At 28.5% G+C, this 21,714-nt stretch carries 22 protein-coding genes; all 22 read left to right on the top strand.

Annotation, left to right across the window (positions count from 1 at the left end):
• Nucleotides 1-392: 392 nt before the first annotated feature.
• The 22 genes from ftsA (at nucleotide 393) to ACWPW7_RS17030 (ending at nucleotide 21,448) form a co-directional block, all read left to right on the top strand.
• Nucleotides 393-1,643: a cell division protein FtsA gene (ftsA, locus tag ACWPW7_RS17135; protein WP_454054485.1), complete on the top strand. Its 1,251-nt coding sequence runs from the start codon at nucleotides 393-395 to the stop codon at nucleotides 1,641-1,643.
• A 15-nt stretch (nucleotides 1,644-1,658) separates the two neighbouring features.
• Nucleotides 1,659-2,765, top strand: a complete 1,107-nt coding sequence (gene ftsZ / locus ACWPW7_RS17130) for a cell division protein FtsZ (protein ID WP_291568497.1) — start codon at nucleotides 1,659-1,661, stop codon at nucleotides 2,763-2,765.
• A gap of 430 nt (nucleotides 2,766-3,195) precedes the next feature.
• Entirely contained in the window at nucleotides 3,196-3,999 is an 804-nt protein-coding gene (spoIIGA, locus tag ACWPW7_RS17125; protein ID WP_454054484.1) for a sigma-E processing peptidase SpoIIGA, read from the top strand.
• A 44-nt stretch (nucleotides 4,000-4,043) separates the two neighbouring features.
• The gene (gene sigE / locus ACWPW7_RS17120) at nucleotides 4,044-4,739 is read left to right on the top strand and encodes an RNA polymerase sporulation sigma factor SigE (protein WP_291568638.1); all 696 of its coding nucleotides are present in this window, start codon (nucleotides 4,044-4,046) and stop codon (nucleotides 4,737-4,739) included.
• A 75-nt stretch (nucleotides 4,740-4,814) separates the two neighbouring features.
• The gene (sigG, locus tag ACWPW7_RS17115) at nucleotides 4,815-5,588 is read left to right on the top strand and encodes an RNA polymerase sporulation sigma factor SigG (protein ID WP_291568493.1); all 774 of its coding nucleotides are present in this window, start codon (nucleotides 4,815-4,817) and stop codon (nucleotides 5,586-5,588) included.
• A 376-nt stretch (nucleotides 5,589-5,964) separates the two neighbouring features.
• The gene (locus ACWPW7_RS17110; protein ID WP_291568492.1) at nucleotides 5,965-6,231 is read left to right on the top strand and encodes a YlmC/YmxH family sporulation protein; all 267 of its coding nucleotides are present in this window, start codon (nucleotides 5,965-5,967) and stop codon (nucleotides 6,229-6,231) included.
• An 85-nt stretch (nucleotides 6,232-6,316) separates the two neighbouring features.
• Nucleotides 6,317-6,772: a transcriptional regulator NrdR gene (gene nrdR, locus ACWPW7_RS17105; RefSeq protein WP_291568490.1), complete on the top strand. Its 456-nt coding sequence runs from the start codon at nucleotides 6,317-6,319 to the stop codon at nucleotides 6,770-6,772.
• Between the two features lie 149 nt (nucleotides 6,773-6,921).
• Nucleotides 6,922-7,641, top strand: a complete 720-nt coding sequence (gene pgeF / locus ACWPW7_RS17100; RefSeq protein WP_454054483.1) for a peptidoglycan editing factor PgeF — start codon at nucleotides 6,922-6,924, stop codon at nucleotides 7,639-7,641.
• A gap of 13 nt (nucleotides 7,642-7,654) precedes the next feature.
• Nucleotides 7,655-8,359, top strand: a complete 705-nt coding sequence (locus ACWPW7_RS17095; protein WP_039631714.1) for a response regulator transcription factor — start codon at nucleotides 7,655-7,657, stop codon at nucleotides 8,357-8,359.
• Nucleotides 8,360-8,368: 9 nt separating this feature from the next.
• Nucleotides 8,369-10,060, top strand: a complete 1,692-nt coding sequence (locus ACWPW7_RS17090) for an ATP-binding protein (protein ID WP_454054482.1) — start codon at nucleotides 8,369-8,371, stop codon at nucleotides 10,058-10,060.
• Nucleotides 10,061-10,744: 684 nt separating this feature from the next.
• Nucleotides 10,745-11,674 (top strand): PstS family phosphate ABC transporter substrate-binding protein, encoded by a 930-nt coding sequence (locus ACWPW7_RS17085; protein WP_454054481.1) that lies wholly within the window; start codon nucleotides 10,745-10,747, stop codon nucleotides 11,672-11,674.
• A 213-nt stretch (nucleotides 11,675-11,887) separates the two neighbouring features.
• On the top strand, nucleotides 11,888-12,787 hold the full coding sequence (gene pstC / locus ACWPW7_RS17080; RefSeq protein WP_454054480.1) for a phosphate ABC transporter permease subunit PstC: 900 nt from the start codon (nucleotides 11,888-11,890) through the stop codon (nucleotides 12,785-12,787).
• Nucleotides 12,780-13,691, top strand: coding sequence for a phosphate ABC transporter permease PstA (pstA, locus tag ACWPW7_RS17075; RefSeq protein ID WP_454054479.1), 912 nt, complete (start codon nucleotides 12,780-12,782; stop codon nucleotides 13,689-13,691). Before pstC ends, pstA begins: the two co-directional genes overlap by 8 nt.
• A gap of 16 nt (nucleotides 13,692-13,707) precedes the next feature.
• Nucleotides 13,708-14,463 (top strand): phosphate ABC transporter ATP-binding protein PstB, encoded by a 756-nt coding sequence (gene pstB / locus ACWPW7_RS17070; protein WP_454054478.1) that lies wholly within the window; start codon nucleotides 13,708-13,710, stop codon nucleotides 14,461-14,463.
• An 18-nt stretch (nucleotides 14,464-14,481) separates the two neighbouring features.
• Nucleotides 14,482-15,228: a phosphate ABC transporter ATP-binding protein PstB gene (pstB, locus tag ACWPW7_RS17065; protein ID WP_291568475.1), complete on the top strand. Its 747-nt coding sequence runs from the start codon at nucleotides 14,482-14,484 to the stop codon at nucleotides 15,226-15,228.
• An 11-nt stretch (nucleotides 15,229-15,239) separates the two neighbouring features.
• Nucleotides 15,240-15,896, top strand: coding sequence for a phosphate signaling complex protein PhoU (gene phoU, locus ACWPW7_RS17060; RefSeq protein ID WP_454054477.1), 657 nt, complete (start codon nucleotides 15,240-15,242; stop codon nucleotides 15,894-15,896).
• A 658-nt stretch (nucleotides 15,897-16,554) separates the two neighbouring features.
• Complete coding sequence (locus ACWPW7_RS17055) at nucleotides 16,555-17,889, top strand: DUF512 domain-containing protein (protein ID WP_454054476.1); 1,335 nt, start codon at nucleotides 16,555-16,557, stop codon at nucleotides 17,887-17,889.
• Nucleotide 17,890: 1 nt separating this feature from the next.
• Nucleotides 17,891-19,207, top strand: a complete 1,317-nt coding sequence (der, locus tag ACWPW7_RS17050; protein ID WP_454054475.1) for a ribosome biogenesis GTPase Der — start codon at nucleotides 17,891-17,893, stop codon at nucleotides 19,205-19,207.
• A gap of 28 nt (nucleotides 19,208-19,235) precedes the next feature.
• On the top strand, nucleotides 19,236-20,240 hold the full coding sequence (locus tag ACWPW7_RS17045; RefSeq protein WP_454054474.1) for an NAD(P)H-dependent glycerol-3-phosphate dehydrogenase: 1,005 nt from the start codon (nucleotides 19,236-19,238) through the stop codon (nucleotides 20,238-20,240).
• Nucleotides 20,241-20,406: 166 nt separating this feature from the next.
• Nucleotides 20,407-20,703 carry a transposase gene (locus ACWPW7_RS17040; protein WP_454054473.1) on the top strand — a complete coding sequence of 99 codons (297 nt, stop codon included), beginning with the start codon at nucleotides 20,407-20,409 and terminating at the stop codon, nucleotides 20,701-20,703.
• A 182-nt stretch (nucleotides 20,704-20,885) separates the two neighbouring features.
• Entirely contained in the window at nucleotides 20,886-21,206 is a 321-nt protein-coding gene (locus ACWPW7_RS17035) for a DDE-type integrase/transposase/recombinase (RefSeq protein ID WP_454054472.1), read from the top strand.
• Between the two features lie 35 nt (nucleotides 21,207-21,241).
• Entirely contained in the window at nucleotides 21,242-21,448 is a 207-nt protein-coding gene (locus ACWPW7_RS17030; RefSeq protein ID WP_454054471.1) for an integrase core domain-containing protein, read from the top strand.
• Nucleotides 21,449-21,714 lie beyond the last annotated feature (266 nt).

Here is a 21,714-nt window from a genome sequence, read left to right as displayed (position 1 = left end):
ATGAAATCTGTTATTATTAAAGTGTATACTGGTAGCTTTATACTACCAGTAAATTACAATACACAAATTTATTGCCTAGGAAAGAAATCAAATTAAAACTTAAAGATAATCTTATTTAATAAAATGTGATTTAAAAAAGAATTGTATTAAAATAAGTAATCTTTATATTTGGTATAGATGAGAGCAGTATCCCATCTATTTTTTATATAAACGTAAATAAAAATAGATGGTTTTTAGTGAAATATTGCATTTTATTTACAAAGCAATTATACTGAAAATAGGAGTTTATATTTTAACATAATATTCTCTAAAAAATAAGCTATTTTAGAGGAAAAATAAGTTTTTTGTTGAATATATACTTTTGAAGCTTCTCTTAAGGGGGGATAATTTAAGTGAGCAATTACATAGTTGGAATAGACATTGGAGCATCCAAAGTATGTGGTGTAGTTGGAGATTTAGATGGTATCGGAAAGCTTCAAGTTTTAGGAATTACTACATCTAAATGTAATGGCATAAAAAAAGGTCTACTTGAAGATGTAGAAAGTACAACTAAAGCTATTTCTGAGACAGTAAAACAACTAGAAAATATTGTTGGTACTACTATAGAAGATGCATATATTTCTATACCTGTATCATTATGTGAAATAGTTGAGGAAAGAGAAGTATTAACTTTATCTTCCCAGGATAGAGAAATAAAGAGAGAAGACATTGATAGTGTTATTAATGTGATGAGACTTGAAGTTGAGGCTTCTAGAGGCATGGAAGTAGTAGCAATAAACCCTGAGGAATATTCAATCAACGAGGTGGGTAACATAAATAATCCAATAGGGTTATTAGGTCGTACTTTAGGAGTTAGAGCTCAGGTGTTAATTGCATCAAAAGAAATAGTTGATAACTACAGAAAAGCTATGAATGAAGCAAAAGTAAAAGTTAAGAGTGTAGTTGTAGATTCTTTAGGAGTATCAAAGGATATGTTAAAATCTGAAGAACTTAAAGAAGGAGTAGCACTTATAGATATAGGTGCGGAGACTTCAGATATTTCCATATTTAAAAATAATAAACTAAGCTATACATCTAGTATACCTCTAGGCGGTGAAACTATAACCAGTGACATATCTATTTGTCTTAAAATTTCTCGTGAGGATGCAGAGAACTTAAAAATTAAAAGCGGAAGGCTATTTAAAGATGATATATCACTAGATTATAAATTAAAGATTTATTCATCAGAGAATGGAGAGTTATTAGAAGTAGATTATAATACATTAGTTGAAATAGTTGCAGAAAGAGTTAAAGAAATAATAGTTTTAGTTAAACGAGATTTAATTGAAGCTGGATATTATAATGAAATAAGCTCTATTGTAATATGTGGTGGTGGTATTTCACTATATAGGAGTGTTACTGATTTAGTTTCAAGTATATTGGACAAGTCATGTAGAATAGGTACTCCATCTTATGTAGGAGCTGCTAACCCAATATATACAACAGCTACAGGTATTATAAAAGAATTATCATTGAATATGAAAGTTATAGAGAATGTAGAAGAGAATGTAGAACCAAAAAACTTAAATAATAAAAAGTCAAGTAAAAGTGTAAAAGAGACATTTTCATCCAAAATAAAATCGTTTTTATCAGATTTTTTCTAATGAGGAGGTAGTATTGTGCTAGATTTTGATGTTCAAGACAGAGATTTATGCCAGATAAAGGTAATTGGATGTGGAGGCGGAGGAAACAACGCTGTAAATAGAATGATTGAAGAAGGACTTAAAAACGTAGAGTTTATAGGAATAAATACAGACAAGCAAGCTTTAGCTTTATCAAAAGCATCACAAAAAATTCAATTAGGTGAGAAGCTTACTAGAGGATTAGGTGCAGGTGCTAATCCTGAAATTGGAAGAAAAGCAGCAGAAGAAAGCAAAGAAGAAATTGTACAAGCACTAAAAGGTGCAGATATGGTATTTATTACTGCTGGTATGGGTGGTGGTACAGGTACTGGTGCAGCACCAGTAGTAGCAGAAATTGCTAAGTCAATGGGAATATTGACAATAGGAGTTATTACTAAACCATTTATATTTGAAGGCAGAAAAAGAATGATTCATGCTGAAACTGGAATTAAATCATTAAAGGAATCGGTAGATACTTTAGTGACAATACCAAATGAAAGATTGTTGAGCATGGTAGATAAAAAAACTACATTAGTTGAATCATTTAAAAAAGCGGATGAGGTATTAAGACAAGGTGTTCAAGGTATATCAGACCTTATTACTATACCAGGACTTATAAACTTGGACTTTGCTGATATTAGTACAATAATGTTGGATAAAGGACTGGCTCATATGGGGGTAGGTGCAGGTAGAGGTGATAATAGAGCGCAAGAAGCGGCAAAAGAAGCAATATCAAGCCCTCTTCTTGAAACTTCAATCGTTGGTGCAACAGGAGTGCTATTAAATGTTACTGGAGGATCTGATTTATCATTATTAGAAATTAGTGAAGCTGCACAAATAGTTCAAGAAGCTGCAGACCCAGATGCAAACATTATATTTGGTGCAGTTATTGATGAGAATTTAAAAGAAGAAATAAGAATAACTGTTATAGCAACTGGATTTGAATGTGACAAAGCTCCTCAAAATATAATTAATAATTCGAAAGCTGATACAATAGTTTCTTCAAGAAATGTCCCTAAAGAGGAAGTAGCAGCAACAGAAGAGAAATATGAAGAAGAAAATTATTCAGTACCAACGTGGTTAAGAAGAAATACAAATAGATAATTTTAAGGCAAATGTAAAATTACATTTGCTTTTCTTTTTTTTGCAAAATAATATATTATTTCTAAGTTTAATTAAATTAATTTTTTTAACTGATTTTTAACTAGCAATTACATTGCTAGTTTTTTTATAGGAAACCATGATGTAACTTAAAAATAAATTAATTTAAAACTTCTTTAATATAAGGAGAAATTTCTATAGATTATACATCTTCAATTCTCAATTGTATAAAGAACAAGTTTTCACAATTAGTAATTAAATAACTTTAGTTAAAATATCAAAATATTTATTTAAATCTATGTATATCAAAATTATTTGGGAAAATAATCATAATTTGACGTAAAAAAAAATGAATAATTCTAAAAATACAGGTAAAATTTTACAAATTTTATACTCTATTACATGTATAATATTTCTTAGAGGAGGAATAATTTTGGTTATTTATTTAGATGAAATTTTATTTAAGAATTTTTTAGTTAATTTATTCATCTTATGTATTACTCTTCAAACTATAAAGAAGAAAACAAAGTTTACAAAAGAGATCATTGCAGCAGCTTTTGGAAGTCTGTATGTTTTGGTGATGTTTGTTCCAAGACTTATGTTTCTTAAAAGTAAATTAGTTAATGTAATCATTGCTTTTATAATGATAATAATTTGCTTAAGAAAAGAAAGCAAATTGATCTGTATTAAAGGTACTTTAATTTATATACTTTATTCTATGTTGCTTGCGGGAACTACCTATTACTTTTCACTAAACAATGATCCTAATTTATTATTTACTCATTCTATGTTTAAATTTAATTATGAAAAATTAGCATTAGCTATAATGATTCTATACTTAATTATTAACAGAGTTGTAGTATACATAAAAGATAGAAAAATATTATACAACTATATTTGTACTATTGATATCTCTGTTAATAATCAAAAGTTAAGGGTTAAGGGATTTTTAGATACAGGTAATGAATTAAGAGAGCCTATTACTAATTTACCAGTAATTATAGTAGAGAAAGATGCTTTAAAGGAATTGGAATTAAACAGTTATGCAAAATATCTAATAGGTTATTCAGTGGTAAACGGGAAAGATGGAAAGCTAGAGGGATTTAAACCTGATAGTGTTAGTATTATTTTTGATGAAAATATAATTTTAAAAGATGCAATTATAGCTTTTTGTGATAATAAACTTAGTAAATACAATGACTATAATGCACTATTGCCAAGAGGTATAATAATTTGAACGGGGGTATTTAAGTGAAAATTAAAGTCTTTTTCAATAAATTAATAAGTGGATTAAGCAGCTTGTTAGGCAAAATAAAAATTTTTTATAAAAAGGTTTATTATATAGGAGGAAATGATGCATTACCCCCACCGCTTACTAAGGAAGAGGAAGATAAGTTAGTACAGGATTTAGTTTTAGGAGATGAAAGCATTAGAGCTACACTTATAGAAAGAAATTTAAGACTAGTTGTATATATTGCTAGAAAGTTTGAAAATACAGGAGTGAACGTAGAAGATTTAATTTCTGTAGGTACTATAGGGCTTATTAAAGCTGTAAATACATTTGATCCTGAAAAGAAGATTAAGCTTGCTACATATGCTTCAAGATGTATCGAAAATGAAATACTTATGTATTTAAGGAGAAATAGTAAAATCAAGACAGAAATATCATTTTATGAACCACTAAATATTGATTGGGATGGAAATGAACTTTTATTATCGGATATATTAGGTACTGAAAGTGATGTAGTTTACAACCTTATTGAAGATGAGGTTGACAAGCAATTATTGGTTTTAGCAATGGAAAAATTAAATGATAGAGAAAAAGAAATTGTTGAGTTGAGATTTGGCCTTAATGGATATGCAGAAAAAACCCAAAAGGAAGTAGCGGATATACTTGGTATATCACAATCATATATTTCTAGATTAGAAAAAAGAATTATTAAAAGGTTGAAAAAAGAAATTAATAAAATGTTGTAAAGTTGTCCTTAGTATAAAAGTTATCACATAAGGAGATAATTAAAATGCAATTACTCTGAAGGGAATGGTGACCTTATGATGATAAACAAAGTAGAAATATGTGGGGTAAACACGTCAAAACTACCAGTTTTAAAAGAAAAGGAAATGAAGGAATTGCTTTTAAAAATGAAGGATGGAGATGAAGAATCCAGAGAAAAATTTATAAAAGGAAATTTAAGACTGGTACTTAGCGTTATTCAACGTTTTAACAATAGGGGAGAAAATGTTGACGATTTATTTCAAGTAGGATGTATAGGATTAATTAAAGCTATTGACAATTTTGATTTAAGCCAAAACGTTAAGTTTTCTACTTATGCTGTTCCAATGATTATTGGTGAAATAAGGCGATATTTAAGAGATAATAATTCTATAAGAGTTAGTAGATCACTTAGAGATATTGCATATAAAGCACTTCAAGTTAGAGATAGATTAGTTAATAAAGATAATAAAGAACCTACTGTTTCACAAATAGCAAAAGAGCTTCAAGTATCAAGAGAAGAAGTAGTTTTTGCACTTGATGCTATTCAAGATCCAGTTTCTTTGTTTGAACCAATTTATCATGATGGTGGAGATGCTATCTATGTTATGGATCAAATTAGTGATAATAAGAATTTAGATGATAGTTGGCTTGAAAATATATCTATAAAAGAAGCTATGAAAAAATTAAGCGATAGAGAAAAATTAATATTAAATTTAAGATTCTTTGATGGAAGAACTCAAATGGAGGTAGCAGATGAGATAGGTATTTCTCAAGCACAGGTATCACGATTAGAAAAGACAGCGTTAAAGCATATGAGGAAATATGTTTAAAGAGCCTATATAGGCTCTGTTTTTTCTTATTAAAGATATTATTAAAAGTTTGATAAAAATCTGTAAAGGCTAAAAATTAATCAGTTTCTAAGTACAAGCTTCTTAAATAAAGCATATTCAAAAATAACCAGTTAGTAAGTTGAAAAATTTTGTATCTATAAACTATTTTTAAAATAATGTATAGATATATCTTTTAATATTTCAACTCACAGCTTTGATCAATGGAGAATTAAAAATAGAAAATTTATAATTGTGGTGGAAATTAGTTTTAATTAAACTAATTTCTTTAATTAATTATTTTATTTTAGATTCATAAGAATATATATTTTACTTTAAAATATATATTAGCATAGAGAAAAAAATATGGGAGGATATTATGGAAAACACAATGTATGCAATAAATAGTTTAAAGATGATGGAAGTTATAGATATAAATTCGGGATCAAAACTTGGATATATAAAAGATTTAAAAATAGACTGTGAAGTTTATAGAGTATTGTCAATTGTAATACCTTCTCAAGAAAAAGGTGGATGGTTTAATAAAAGTAGTGATATTGAAATTCCTTGGGAAAATATTAGAAAAATAGGTATTGATGTAATACTAGTTGATGGAGAAGGATATATAGATATAATGGAAGAATAAGAGATATTTTATTTTTTTATGGAATTTTATCAAAATATGTGTATAATTAACTATATAAAATTCTTTAAAAAGGTAGTGAAGATAAGTGAAATGTCCATTTTGTAGCGGTGAAGAAAGTAAAGTAGTTGACTCAAGATCCACTGATGATAATGTTGCAATAAGAAGAAGAAGAGAATGCCTTCGCTGTAACAAACGATATACCACCTATGAAAAGATAGAAGATATTCCGGTATTAGTCATTAAAAGGGATTTAAATAGAGAGTTTTTCAACAGAGATAAAATAATAAGGGGATTAGTTATTGCTTGCCAAAAAAGACCGGTATCCAGAGCTGTAATTGAAAATATCACCAATGATATAGAGAAATCTTTAAACAATAAAATGATTACAGAAATTAGCTCAGAGGATATAGGTGAAATGGTGCTAGAAAAGTTAAAAACTATTGATGAAGTTGCTTATGTTAGATTTGCTTCTGTATACAGGCAATTTGAAGACATAAATACTTTTATGCATGAAATTAGAAATCTTATGAGTCATAAGTAGAATACTTAAAAAGTATTTTACTTTTTTTCTATGTAAAGTTTTAGATGAAATCTGAAAATTTTATGTTAAATACAAGTTAAAAAATAGAGGAAACTGTTACAGTATATTACTTTAAATGATATTATCAAAGTAGAAATTAGGAGGTCAACATGGCAAAGCTAAATATTAGTGATTATGAATTTGTAACATATAAAGAAGAAAATATAAATATAGTTTTTTCAACATCAAAAAATAATTTAAACTTTAATAAAAGAACAAAAGAAGGACAAAATAATTTAAACAATCTAAAAAGTTTATTTAAATTAGACGAGGTTATTTATCTAAATCAAATTCATAGTGATATAGTTCATATTTATGAAAATGACAATATAACTAATTTAGATGGAGATAGTATTATAACCTCTAAGAATAAAACAGCAATAGGAATTTTCACAGCAGATTGTGTACCTGTAATAATTGTAGATAATAAAAAGAAAGTAGCAGCAGCAATACACAGTGGATGGAAAGGTACATTTAATCTTATTGTTACAAAAACTATAGAAAAAATTATTAAAGAATATGGCTGTAATGAAGAGGATTTAAAAGTATATATAGGACCTCATAATAAAGAATGTTGTTATGAGGTAAGTGAAGAATTAATAGAAAAATTTAAAGCTCTTCCCATTTACAAATATGAAAATATAAGTAATGGACGATATTTAAATTTACAAGAATGTATACAGGTACAGTTTACGAACTTTAATATTAAAAAAGACAATATTTATTCTACAGATATATGTACTTATTGCAATAGTGAATACGAGTTATATTCTTATAGAAAAGAACATGAAAAAGAGGGAAGATTATTTTCTTTTGTATATATTGAATAATGGAGGAAAACTTATGGCAGAAAAAAAAATTTTAGTAGTAGATGATGAGGAGCATATAGTTGAGCTTATAAAGTTTAATCTTGAGAAAAATGGATATAAAGTTTTAACAGCTAATACTGGAGACCTAGGCTTAAAAATTGCAAAAGAAAAAATGCCTGATCTACTTTTATTAGATTTAATGCTTCCAGGAATGGATGGACTTGAAGTTTGTAAGGAAATTAGAAAGGAGCCAATCATCTCTTCTATGCCAATCATAATGATTACTGCAAAAAGTGAGGAACTAGACAAAATATTAGGTTTAGAACTTGGAGCAGATGATTATATAACAAAACCTTTTTCTGTTAGAGAGCTTATGGCAAGAGTTAAAGCTATTCTTAGAAGAACTGTAGTAAAATATGAGGATAATAATTTCAAATTTGGTGATGTAGTTATAGATTTTGAAAAGCATGAAGTAAAGAGAAATGGAGAAAAAGTAGAGCTCACTTTAAAAGAATTTGAACTTTTAGAGATACTTATTAAAAATCGTGGAAGGGTTATGACTAGAGACTTTCTTTTGGATAAAATATGGGGCTATGAGTATGTAGGGGAAACTCGAACTGTAGATGTTCATGTAAGGCATTTAAGACAAAAGATTGAGAGTAATGATAAAAATCCTGTGTTTATTCAAACAATAAGAGGAATAGGATATAAATTCAACTATTCTGAGGGAAGTGAGTAAACTAATCCCATGAAGAAGAAATTAATGTTTTATATTTTATCTTCCATGATATTTATTTTTGGATTTGTGACAGTTTTATTTATAACTATATTAAATTATCAAAGACAGGAAAATGTAAAAGAAAATTTAAAAAACTACAATGGAATTATAATGGAGTTTATTAAAGTTAATGAAATTGATAATAATAAAGCATTATTTAAAAAGCTTGATGATTTAAATATAAGAGTTACAATACTAGATATCGAAGGGAATGTAAAGTTTGATTCTAAAGTAGATAAAAATAATTTAGAAAATCATAAAGAAAGATCGGAATTTAAAGAGGCATTAGTTAGTGGTGAAGGTTATGGAGTAAGAGTTAGTAAAAGTTTAGATGTAGACACTGTTTATTATGCATCAAAATTTGACAATTATATTATAAGAACTTCTCAACCAGTTAAAGGAATTAACGGTGAGGATAAAACATATATATTCACTTATGTAACTGTAGTAGGAGTTATACTTCTAATTACAATATGGGTTTCCTCAAAGTTGTCTTATATAATCGTAAAGCCTATTATGGACTTGGAAAATACTACTTCTATGATAGCACAAGGTGAGTTGGATAGAAGGGTTAAGGTGACTTCTAAGGATGAAATAGGCCAGTTAGGTGCAAGCTTTAATAAAATGGCAAATAAACTAGAATATAGTTTAAATGAAGTTAAAGAAAAACAAAATAGATTATCTGCTATACTTCAAAGTATGGATAGTGGAGTTATTGCTATAGATATTAATGATAATATAATCATAGTTAATGCATATACGGAAAAAATTTTTGAAATTAATGAAGATGTTATAGGCAAAAATATAAACACAATCTCCAAAAATTTTGATATAAGTACGATTTTTAAGGATATAGATGATCATTATAAAGAAGTTAAAATAGATTACCCTAAAGAAGCATATTTAAGAGTTAGAACTGCAGATATTATAAATAGAAATCATCATATTGGTAAAGTAGCTGTAATACAGGATGTAACAGATGTTAAGAAATTAGAAAATGTCAGAACGGAATTTGTAGCTAATGTGTCTCATGAATTAAAAACACCTTTAACTTCTATTAAGGGATTTACAGAAACTTTAAGATATGTTGACGATATAGAAACTCGAGATAAGTTTTTAGATATAATTGAAGAGGAAGCGGATAGACTTACTAGGCTTATATCTGATATATTGATTCTCTCTGATATTGAATTACAAAAAGACTTTAAAAAAGAAATAGTTGATGTAAATAGAATAATCTTTCATGTTGATGCTCTTATGAGAAATGTAGGTGAGAAGAAAGATTTAAACATTGTAATAAAAGGAGAAAATGTTCCTAATTTAGTTGGGGACAGCGATAAATTTAAGCAAATGCTTATTAATTTAGTTGATAATGCAATTAAGTATTCTGAAAGTGAAGAGATTATTATTAATAGATATTATAAAGATAATCAATGCGTTATTGAGGTAGAAGATAAGGGAATAGGAATATCAGAAGATCATATATCACGCTTATTTGAGAGGTTCTATAGAGTGGATAAGGCCAGATCTAGAGCTAAGGGCGGAACTGGTTTAGGTCTTGCAATAGTTAAACATATTGTATTGGGTTTTAATGGTAATATATCTGTAGAAAGTGCCTTAAATAAGGGGACAAAATTTATTATAACTATACCTTATAGTTAAATTAATTGAGAATTGACCATGGACAATTGAAAATTAAGGTAGAGATTAATTCTTTATGAATTAATCTCTTTAAATATATTTTTTTACTAGCAATTATATTGCTAGTTTTTCCACCTCAGGGGAACTTAACCAATTGAGAATTAAAAATGGAAAATTGACAATTCTGGTTGAAATTAATTTTTACAAATTAATTCCTTAAAATGAACTTTTCAATGAAAGTGACTGTGCCACTTCAAAAACAAATCAATTTAAAACTTCTCTTATAAAAGAGAAGTTTCCATAATTGTCCATTGTCAATCGTGAATTCTCAATTGTATAAGGGTTCCCTGGGATGAAGTATAATTGGGAGCAATTATTAAATAATTTAATCAATATATTAAAGATATAGTTATTTAATAGTTTTTAAAAAGGAAAAGTACTAATTTACTTTTCTTTTTTATTATGAAAAATTATAAAATAATTAAAAAAATAATTCTGAATTTCTTCTTTATGGGAGAACTCTCCATAGATTGTCCATTGTCAATTCTCAATTGTATAGGGTAGATTTTAATTGTAAATAATACTTAACATTAAGTAAACTTTAATTAACAAGATGATAAAACTTGCTTAATAAAATCTCTATAAAATAAACTTGTAAGGAAAATTTGGAAGAAATAATAACATATATATTTAGGAGGAAGCAAAATGAAAAGACAATCAATTAAACTTATACTTACTTCTTTACTAGTAGTAACTTTAACAGGAGTGTTTATAGGTTGCGGTAAGAAAGAGAGTTCATCTTCACTAACTGGAGAGATAAAAATTGATGGTTCGTCAACTGTAGCACCTATTACAGAGGGAATGGCAGAAGAATTTAATAAAATTCACAGAGATGTTAAAATTCCTATTGGAATATCTGGAACCGGTGGAGGATTTAAAAGATTTGTTACTAAAGAAACAGATATAAATGACGCTTCAAGAGCAATTAAAGATAAAGAAAAGTCAGAGGCTGAAAAGAATGGTGTTACTTACACAGATTTTAAAATTGCCTTTGATGGAATTACTCTAGCAGTTAATAAAGACAATACATGGGTAGATACTTTAACAGTAGATGAGATAAAGAATATATGGTCTCCTGATAGCAAGGTCAAGACTTGGAAGGATATAAGAAATGAATGGCCAGCAGAAGAAATTAAATTCTACTCACCAGGAACAGATTCAGGTACATTTGATTATTTTACAGAAGAAATAAATAAAAAAAGTGGTGCAATAAGACAGGATATAACTCCTAATGCAGACCCTAATACGTTAGTACAAGGTGTTGCAGGAAATAAAAATGCCATGGGCTTCTTTGGATATTCATATTATGAAGAAAATAAGGATAAGCTAAAGGCTGTTAAAATTGATAATGGCAAAGGTGGAGTTGAACCTAGTTTTGAAACTATAAAAGATGGAAGCTATGCTCCATTATCAAGACCATTATTTTTATATGTAAATAATGAATCATTAAAAAGAGAAGAAATTAAAGAATTCTTAAAGTTCTATTTAAGTGAAGGAAAATCTATTATATCAGAAATCGGATATGTAGAGTTACCAGATGAAGATTATAATGTGGAATTAGGAAAGATAGAATAGCTTAGTTAAAGATGAATAATAAGGGGATAGCCTGTAGGCTATCCCTCCTTTAATTTATAAAATAAAGAAATTTTAATAAATTGTCTAATTTGAGGTTAAATTAATAAAAGCTAACATTCTGTTAACCTTGCCTTAACATTAGTTATAAGGAAGTTAACATTAAAACCATATAATTAAATCAATAACACGAGGAACACTGTAGGAGGAAAATATATGTCATCTAAAAGGAGAAATATTAATAAAAAAGAGTTCATAATAGAAAAGTTTTTGCAGGGATTTACATTATTAACTGTATTAACAACCGTAGCAATTATAGTTATTTTATCTAAAGAATCTTTTATATTTTTTAAAGATATAGGAATTGTAAGATTTTTTACAGAGAAGAGTTGGACTCCTCTTTTAGAACCTAAGCACTTTGGAATAATGCCACTATTAAACGGCACATTAATAATTGGAGTTACTGCAATTATAATTGCCATTCCTATAGGGTTAGGAGCAGCAATTTATCTAAGTGAATATGCACCAAAAAAAGTAAAAAATATACTTAAACCAATGGTGGAAATTCTAGCGGGTATACCATCTATAGTTTATGGATATTTTGCACTGACATTTATAACACCTTTACTTCAAAAAATCTTTCCTAACATAGAGATATTTAATGCTCTAAGTGCAGGAATTGCTGTAGGAATAATGATTATACCTATGATTTCATCTTTGAGCGAGGATGCTATGAGTTCTATATCCTCATCTGTAAGAGACGGCGCTTATGCATTAGGAGCAACAAAATTGGAAGTAGTAACAAAAATAGTTATACCAGGAGCAATATCAGGAATCATATCATCTTTTATATTAGCTATTTCAAGAGCAATAGGAGAAACTATGATAGTCGCAATTGCAGCAGGATCTAGGCCATCATTAACTTTAAATCCACTTAAAAGTATACAAACAATTACAGGATATATGGTTAATATAGCAATGGGAGATGTGCAAAGAGGGACTATAGAATATCAAACTATTTTTGCAGTAGGAACAGTATTGTTTTTACTTACATTTATATTGAATATCATTGCTAAAAAAGTAGTTAAAAAAGGAAAGGAGCTTCAAAATGTCTAATGAAGGATATGTTATAAATAAAACTTCCTCTAAGGAAAATCATAGAATTAAGGAAGAAAACAATTTAAAACGAAGAAAAATAAAAAATGCATTATGTAAATTCATATTTCTAGCTTGTACATTATTTGCGTTAATAACCTTAGCACTTCTTATGTTTTCTATAATAAAAGATGGAATTAAATATTTAGATATAAACTTTTTAACTAGTTTTCCATCAAGATTTGTAAGTAAGGCTGGAATATTACCAGCTTTTGTAGGCAGTATTTATTTAATATTTTTGACAGCATTAATTTCTTTTCCTATAGGAATTGGAACTGCTATATATATTGAAGAGTACATGAAAAAAAGTAGATTAAGAGAATTTTTAGAACTTAATATTTCTAACTTGGCAGGGGTTCCATCTATAGTTTATGGAATGCTTGGATTAGGAGTCTTTGTAGTAGTATTAGGCAGAGGAATGCTCACTGGGGCATTGACATTATCCTTATTAATATTGCCTACTATAATAATTACTACAGAAGAAGCTCTTAGAAATGTACCTATTGCAATTAAAGAAGGTTCTTATGCTTTAGGAGTTTCAAAATGGCAAAGTATAACAGGAGTTATCTTACCTTATGCAATGCCAAGTATATTAACAGGTACAATACTTTCCATATCAAGAGCATTAGGAGAATCTGCACCACTTATCATGGTAGGAGCTTTAAGCTATGTAGCCTTTTTACCAAAAGGACTTACAAGTTCATATACAGCACTACCAATACAAATTTACAATTGGACTTCAAGGCCACAAGCAGAATTTCAAAAATTAGCAGCATCAGGAATAATAGTACTACTTGTAATTTTATTAACTGCTAACAGTATAGCAATATTATTAAGAAATAAATATAATAAGAATTTACATTAAGACTAGGAGAGATAATATGACTTCTAAAATAAAAGTTGAGGATTTTAGCTTTTACTATGGTGAAAAAAAAGCCTTAGATAATATAAATTTGCAGATTGAAGAAAGAAAAATAATTGCATTAATAGGTCCTTCGGGATGTGGCAAATCTACATTTTTAAGAAGCTTAAATAGAATGAATGATTTTATAAATGATATAAACTATGAAGGAAAAATTCTTATAAATAATAATGATATCTTAACTGAAAATATAGATACAATTGAACTTAGAAAGTCAGTAGGAATGGTATTTCAAAAACCTAACGTTTTTCCAAAGTCTATATATGAAAATGTAATTTATGGTCCTAAGAGATATGGAATAAAAGATAAAAATAAATTAGATGAAATAGTGGAAAGTAGCTTAAAAAGAGCTGCACTTTGGAATGAAGTAAAAGATGTTCTAAATAAATCAGCTTTTAGATTATCTGGAGGACAACAGCAAAGACTATGTATTGCAAGAGCATTAGCCTCTAAGCCAGATATAATTCTTATGGATGAACCTACTTCAGCCCTAGATCCTATTTCAACATTAAAAATTGAGGAACTTATGGAAGAATTAAAGAAGAATTACACAGTAGTTGTGGTTACTCATAATATGGAACAAGCTGCAAGAACTTCAGATTATACAGCGTTCTTTTTAAATGGTAAACTTATAGAAATGGATATTACTAATAATATTTTTTCTAATCCTAAAAATAAAAAAACAGAGGATTACATTTCAGGTAGATTTGGTTAATATAACTGGAGGCAGAATATGAATAATATTAAAGTAGAAAATTTAAATTTATTTTATGGCGAAATGCAAGCTTTAAAAAATGTAAATATGGAGATAATGGAAAATAAGATAACAGCTCTTATCGGTCCTTCAGGCTGTGGGAAGTCTACATTTTTAAGAACATTGAATAGAATGAATGATTTTATAGATAATGTAACTATTAAAGGAAACATAAGCTATTTAAATGATAATATATATGAATACGATGTTATAAGACTTAGAAAAGAGGTTGGAATGGTATTTCAAAAGCCTAATGTTTTCCCTAAGTCTATATATGAAAACATAGTCTATGGTCCTAAAATCCATGGAATTAAAGATAAAAAACTTTTAGATGAAATAGTAGAAGAAAGCTTAAAGGCTGTAAACTTATATGATGAAGTTAAAGATAGACTTAATAAAAGTGCATTATCACTATCTGGTGGACAGCAACAGAGATTATGTATTGCTAGAACAATAGCAGTTAAGCCTAAGGTAATATTAATGGATGAACCTACTTCAGCCTTAGATCCTATTTCAACTTCAAAAATTGAAGAACTTATGGACAATTTAAAAAGTGAATACACTATTGTTATAGTAACTCATAATATGCAGCAAGCAGCTAGAATATCAGATTATACTGCATTCTTTTTTAATGGAGAAATTATAGAGTATGGAAAAACTAAGGATCTTTTTTATAAGCCTAAGGACAATAGAACAGAAGATTATATTACAGGAAGAATAAGTTAGGTGGTGAAATAATGTCAAGAAAATCTTTTGATACAGAGTTATTAGAACTTCAAAATCAATTATCTAACATGACTTTAGCAGTAAGTGAGCAAATAAAGGACACAATGGATGCCCTTATAAAGCAAGATGTGAACTTGGCAAAAGATATAATCAAAAAAGATGATATAATTGATGATTTTGAAAATGATATAGGAGATAAATGTGTGACTTTAATAGCTACGAGGCAACCATTAGCTACTGATCTAAGAACTATATTTACTATAAGTAAAATTGTAACAGATCTTGAAAGAATTGCAGATCATGCAGTGGATATTTCAAAAATTACATTACAACTTTGTGATGAAGAATATATAAAGGAACTTAGAGATATATCTAAAATGGGAGTTTTAGTTAGTAAGATGATAGAGGGCTCAATTGAAGCTTACTTAAATAAAAGTGAGGAAAAGGCACTAGAGATTTGTCGTATGGATGATCAGGTTGATAAATTATATAACAATGTATTTTCAGAGCTTTTGATGATAATGACTAAGAAACCAGAAGTAATAGAGCAAGCTACAAGATTGTTATTTGTTTGTAAGTTCCTAGAAAGAATTGGAGATCATACTACTAATATATGTGAATGGACAATTTATCTTCTAAGTGGTAAGAAAATTGATTTAAATGAATAAAAACGAGACAATATATGAAACATATCCCAAAATATAAATTATTTATCCGTAAAGGTTATTTTAACCAATTTGTAATATTTAATTTATATTATTGTAACTTTTAGAGTATTTAAACCTATTATAATTAAGTTACTAATAATCATATTAAAATAGGTAATAAATTTCACAATTACCTCCTAAAGATTAAAGAAAAATGCTTATTATCCTTAAGCATTTTTCTTTTGCAAAAAATCATATATTTCACTTTAAGTTATTTATAATTATTATTGTATTATAAAATTTTTCTATAAATTGTTCATTAAGCAAAGAGATATTCAAATTGATAATAGCCCTTATGCATTTACATTGACTATTGAATATAATTGATATATTATAACATAATAGCAGATATAATATGTTTTTTTGAAGATGATTAATATTAAAGTTATCATTGATAGAATTTAGTAACTTATAGAAGTAGTTCATAAAATATAAAATTAAAGATAAAACTAGATATAACAAATAATTGTTAAAAGTTTTATGAAAGCAATAATAATTGTATTTTAATTATTTTAAATATAAGTCAATATAAAATTTATATAATGCTAATTTTCAAAATTCAAATACTACTATTATTCTAAAATATAGTATAAAAACTAATAGAACAGGAGGAAGAAATGTGAAAAATTTAGTATCAAAGGTTCTTCCTAACAGCATAGCAGAAGAAGTGGAAATTGAATCAGGTGATAAGCTTATCAGTATTAACGGTAATAATGTTAAGGATATTATAGATTATAAATTCTTGATCACCGATGAGTATTTAGAGCTAGAAGTTGAAAAACCTAATGGTGAGGTATGGGAAATAGAAATAGAAAAGGATTATGATGAAGATTTAGGTATAGTATTTAAAGAAGCTATATTAGATAGGCCTATGAGCTGTCATAATAAATGTGTATTTTGTTTTATTGATCAATTACCAAGCGGTATGAGACAAACTTTATACTTTAAGGATGATGATTCAAGATTATCTTTTTTACAAGGAAATTTCCTAACTTTAACTAATATGAAGGAAGAGGATATTGAAAGAATAATAAAATATAGAATTAGTCCTATAAACGTATCTGTACATACTACAAATCCTGAATTAAGGATAAAAATGTTAAATAATAGATTTGCTGGCAACATATATGATATACTAAAAAGGCTAGCAGAGGCAGACATAAAGGTAAACACTCAAATAGTTTGTTGTCCTGACATAAATGATGGGAAAGAACTTATAAGAACTATTGAAGATTTATATGCTCTTTACCCAAGTGTGGAAAATTTAGCAGTAGTTCCACTAGGAATAACTAAATTTAGAGCTAATTTACCACATTTAAAACTATTCACTAAGGAAAATTCTAAGGAACTTATAGAAAGTATTAAAGTCCTTCAAGATAAATATGTAAAAGAAAGTGGAACTCCTTTTGTAAGATTATCTGATGAGTTTTATGTAATGGCTGGAATTGAACCTCCAAAAGAAGAACATTATGGAGGATATGAGCAGTTAGAAGATGGAATTGGAATGATAAGAATATTAAAAAATACCATAAAAGAACAAGTGGAGTATTTAAATAAAAAGGGTAAAGGTAACTTTACTATGATTACAGGGGTTTCTGCTAAGGCTGTCTTAGAGGAAGTTGCTAATAGTATAATGAAAGTAAATTCCAATATTAAAATTAATATAATAACGGTAGAAAATAAATTTTTTGGTACCACAATAACTGTAGCAGGACTTTTAACTGGTATAGATATAATCAATACTGCTAAGGAAGAAACACTAGGAGATTATATTATAATCCCAAATAATATGCTAAAAAAAGGATATGAGCTTGGAGAAGAGGTAGAAGGATTATTGCTAGATGATTATACTGTAAGAGATTTGGAGAAAATACTAAATAAAGAGTTTTTAGTGTGTGATTATGCTGGAGATGATCTAATCAATATACTAAATAAACATTTAGAGGAGGAGTAAAATGGGAAAGCCAATAGTTGCAATAGTTGGAAGACCTAATGTTGGTAAATCCACATTATTTAATAAATTAGCTGGAAAGAGAATAGCTATAGTTGAAGATACACCAGGAGTAACGAGAGATAGAATATATGCTGAAGCTGAATGGCTTAGACATAATTTTACAATAATTGATACTGGTGGTATTGAGCCACAAAATGAAGATATTATTATGGCACAGATGAGAAGGCAAGCGAACATGGCTATAGAAACAGCAGATGTTATTGTCTTTATAGTTGATGGAAAAGCTGGGCTTCATCCTTCAGATCATGAAGTAGCTCAAATGCTTAGAAAGTCTAAAAAACCAATAGTATTAGTTGTTAATAAAATAGATAGAATAGAACTAGAAGATAATGCTTTTGAGTTTTATAATTTGGGTATAGGAAATCCTATAGCAATATCTGCATCTCAAGGATTAGGTCTTGGAGATATGCTTGATGAAGTTGTTGCTCACTTTAATCCAGAGGATTTATCCGAAGAAGAAGAAGAATACATAAAAATTGCTATGATTGGAAAACCAAACGTAGGAAAATCCTCTCTTATAAATAAAATTTTAGGAGAGGAAAGGAATATTGTTAGTAATATTCCAGGAACAACAAGAGATGCTATAGATAGCAAAATAGAGACAGCAGAAGGTAAATTTACATTAATAGATACAGCGGGACTTAGAAGAAAGAGTAAAGTTAAAGAAGAAATAGAAAGATATAGTGTAGTTAGAACATTAGCTGCTATTGAAAGAGCAGACATATGTATTCTTATGATTGATGCTACTGAAGGCTTAAGTGACCAAGATGAGAAGATTGTAGGATATGCTCATGAGTTAAATAAAGCAATTATGGTTGTTGTTAATAAATGGGATTTGATAGAAAAAGATGATAAGACTATGAGAAACTTCCAAATGGATATTGCCAAAGGATTATCATTTATGTCTTATGCATCATATTTATTTATTTCAGCTAAAACTGGTCAAAGAGTAAATAAAGTTCTTCAGATGGCTAAAGAATGTTATGATAACTATAATAAGAGAGTAGCTACAGGAGTGCTAAATGATGTAATAAGTAGAGCAGTACTTATGAAAGAGCCACCAGTAGTAGCACTTAAAAGATTAAAAATATTTTATGTAACACAAGTAGATACAAAGCCGCCGACTTTTATATTTTTTGTTAATAATCCTAGCTTACTACACTTCTCTTATGAGAGATATTTAGAAAATCAATTGAGAGAGAGTTTTGACTTTAGAGGAACAGGTATTAAACTAATATTTAGAGAAAGAAAAGAATAAAAGAGTTTTGGGGAGATGATTTAAGGTTATGTTAAAGGTTACATTTTTAGGCGGAGGAAGCTTTGGCACTGCCTTAGGAGTTATGTTATCCAAAAAAGGAATAGAGGTTTCTATTTGGGCAAAGGATAGAGTTATAGTTGAGGATATAAATGTAAAAAGAGAAAATATAAAATATTTATCAAAGGTGGCAATACCTTCGAATATAACTGCTTATTCAGATATGGAGAAGGCAGTAAAAGATAGTGATATAGTTGTGCTAGCTGTACCATCTCATGCTATAAGAGATGTTAGTAAAAAACTATCACAATATATTAGCGGTTCTCAAATTGTAGCTACTGTTGCTAAGGGAATAGAAGGTGGAACTTTAAAAAGAATGTCAGAGATAATAGAAGAAGAAATAAAGAATATACCTGTAGTTGTAATTTCAGGTCCAAGTCATGCGGAAGAAGTGGCACAAGATATACCGACTACCATAGTTGTTTCCTCAAAGAATATGGAAGCAGCAAGTCGGGTACAGGATATATTTATGTCAAATAAATTTAGAGTTTACACAAATGATGATCTAATAGGAGTAGAAATTGGTGGAGCTTGTAAAAACATTATAGCATTAGCAGCAGGTATATCTGATGGAATTGGTTATGGTGATAATACAAAAGCTGCATTAATGACTAGAGGTATGAGTGAAATAATTAAGATAGGTATGAAGTTAGGCGGAAGAGCAGAAACTTTTTACGGACTTACAGGAATGGGAGATCTTATAGTAACTTGTACTAGTATTCATAGTAGAAATAGAAGAGCGGGAATATTAATAGGAAAAGGCATGACTAGAGAAGAGGCTACAAAAGAAGTAGGTATGGTAGTTGAAGGAATAAAAGCTTGCAAAGCCTTCTATGAATTAAAAGAAAGAGAACAAGTGTCTATGCCTATAACAGACACCTTATATAAGGTTCTATTTGAAGATAAAGACCCTAAATACGGAGTTTATGAATTGATGTCAAGAAACAAAAAAGATGAGCATAATTTTATGTTATAAAGAATATGTAAAGAAAGAAGAATTATCTTCTTTCTTTTTTAGCTCTCTATTTTAATCAATAGAGAATTGAAAATGGACAATTGACAACTCATAGACCCCCTCAAGATGTTAGACACTTCGTTCAAATGACTATACAATAAAAAAAGCAAGGTTGAGGGGGGAAAATATGACTACAAAATTTACAAGAAAGTTTACAGAAGAAGAACGAGTTGGAATTGTTAAGGAGCCATTGGAATATGGAAACAATGCTTTAGTTGCTGTAAAATATGATATTAATCCTAAATTGCTATCAACATGGAAAGGAAATTATAGGAGATATCAACAAACTTTGAAACCAAAGGAACCTAAGGAAGAAAATATAATTGTGAATTATAAGAAAGAGTATAAAAAACTTGTTGAAGAAAATAAACAGAAAAACCTAGAAATAGCAGTATTGAGAGAGTTATTAAAAAAAAGAAAATGAAATAGATTATTGGATTTAGCTATAATATTAATAATGTAAAAGTAAGTGACTTAGTAATACAAAAGTACATTATGGAGATAAAGTCCTGTGACCATGGACGACACTATGGTTACAAGAAGGTTACAGCAGTTCTTAAGTGAAGGTATTGCTTAAAGATAAACAAGAAAAAGGTATATCGGCTAATGAGTGTATTAGGGATGATACAGAAATCTAAGGAGCCAGTTACAAGATATAAACGTGGTTGTAAGAATCACTTAGTTAAACAGTCTAATCAACTTTGGGAGATGGACACAAAGTATGTGTATATTGCTGGTACACGTGAAGTTGCTTATTTAGCTTCAATTATTGATGTTTTTGATAGAAGTATTATAGCATGTAAGCTATCACCTTCTGCTAATGCTGAAGCAGCGCAAGAAGTATTGCTTATACATTATACAACAGAAGCATCAAAGATGCTGTTGACGGACTTACTGTCCGTACGGACAATGGTTCACAGTTTATAGCTCATGACTTTGAAAAGCTATGTATAAAAGAAAAGGTGATCCATGAAAGGATTCCAGTGCATAGCCCGAACTATAATGCACATATAGAGTCATATCATAGGTATCTTCAAGATGAGTGTCTAGTTGGTAAGATATTTAATAGTTTAGAAGAGGCGGAAGCTATCATTGATAAATATGTATATGGATATAACACGATACGAGTCCATTCATCAATAGATTATAGAACTCCTGATGAGTTCTAAAATCTAAAAAATTGTAATTTTAAGGATAATCTAGTAATTAGCATTTAGAGTCCACTTTTAGGGGCAATCCGACAATTACGGTTGAAATTAATTTTATAAATTAATTTCTTTAAATGGATTTTTTAATAAAAGTGACTGTATCACTTGAAAAATAAATCAACTCAAAACTTTTTCCCTAAAGAAGAAGTATCAATGATTGCCCATTGTCAATAGTTAATTCGTATTGTATAAGGTAAAGATTTTAATGATTTAATAACACAATTATA

The sequence above is a fragment of the Clostridium sp. Marseille-Q7071 genome (genome assembly GCF_965112025.1).
The sequence above is the reverse complement of the archived record's forward strand: the minus strand, read 5'-3'. Positions and strand labels throughout refer to the sequence as shown.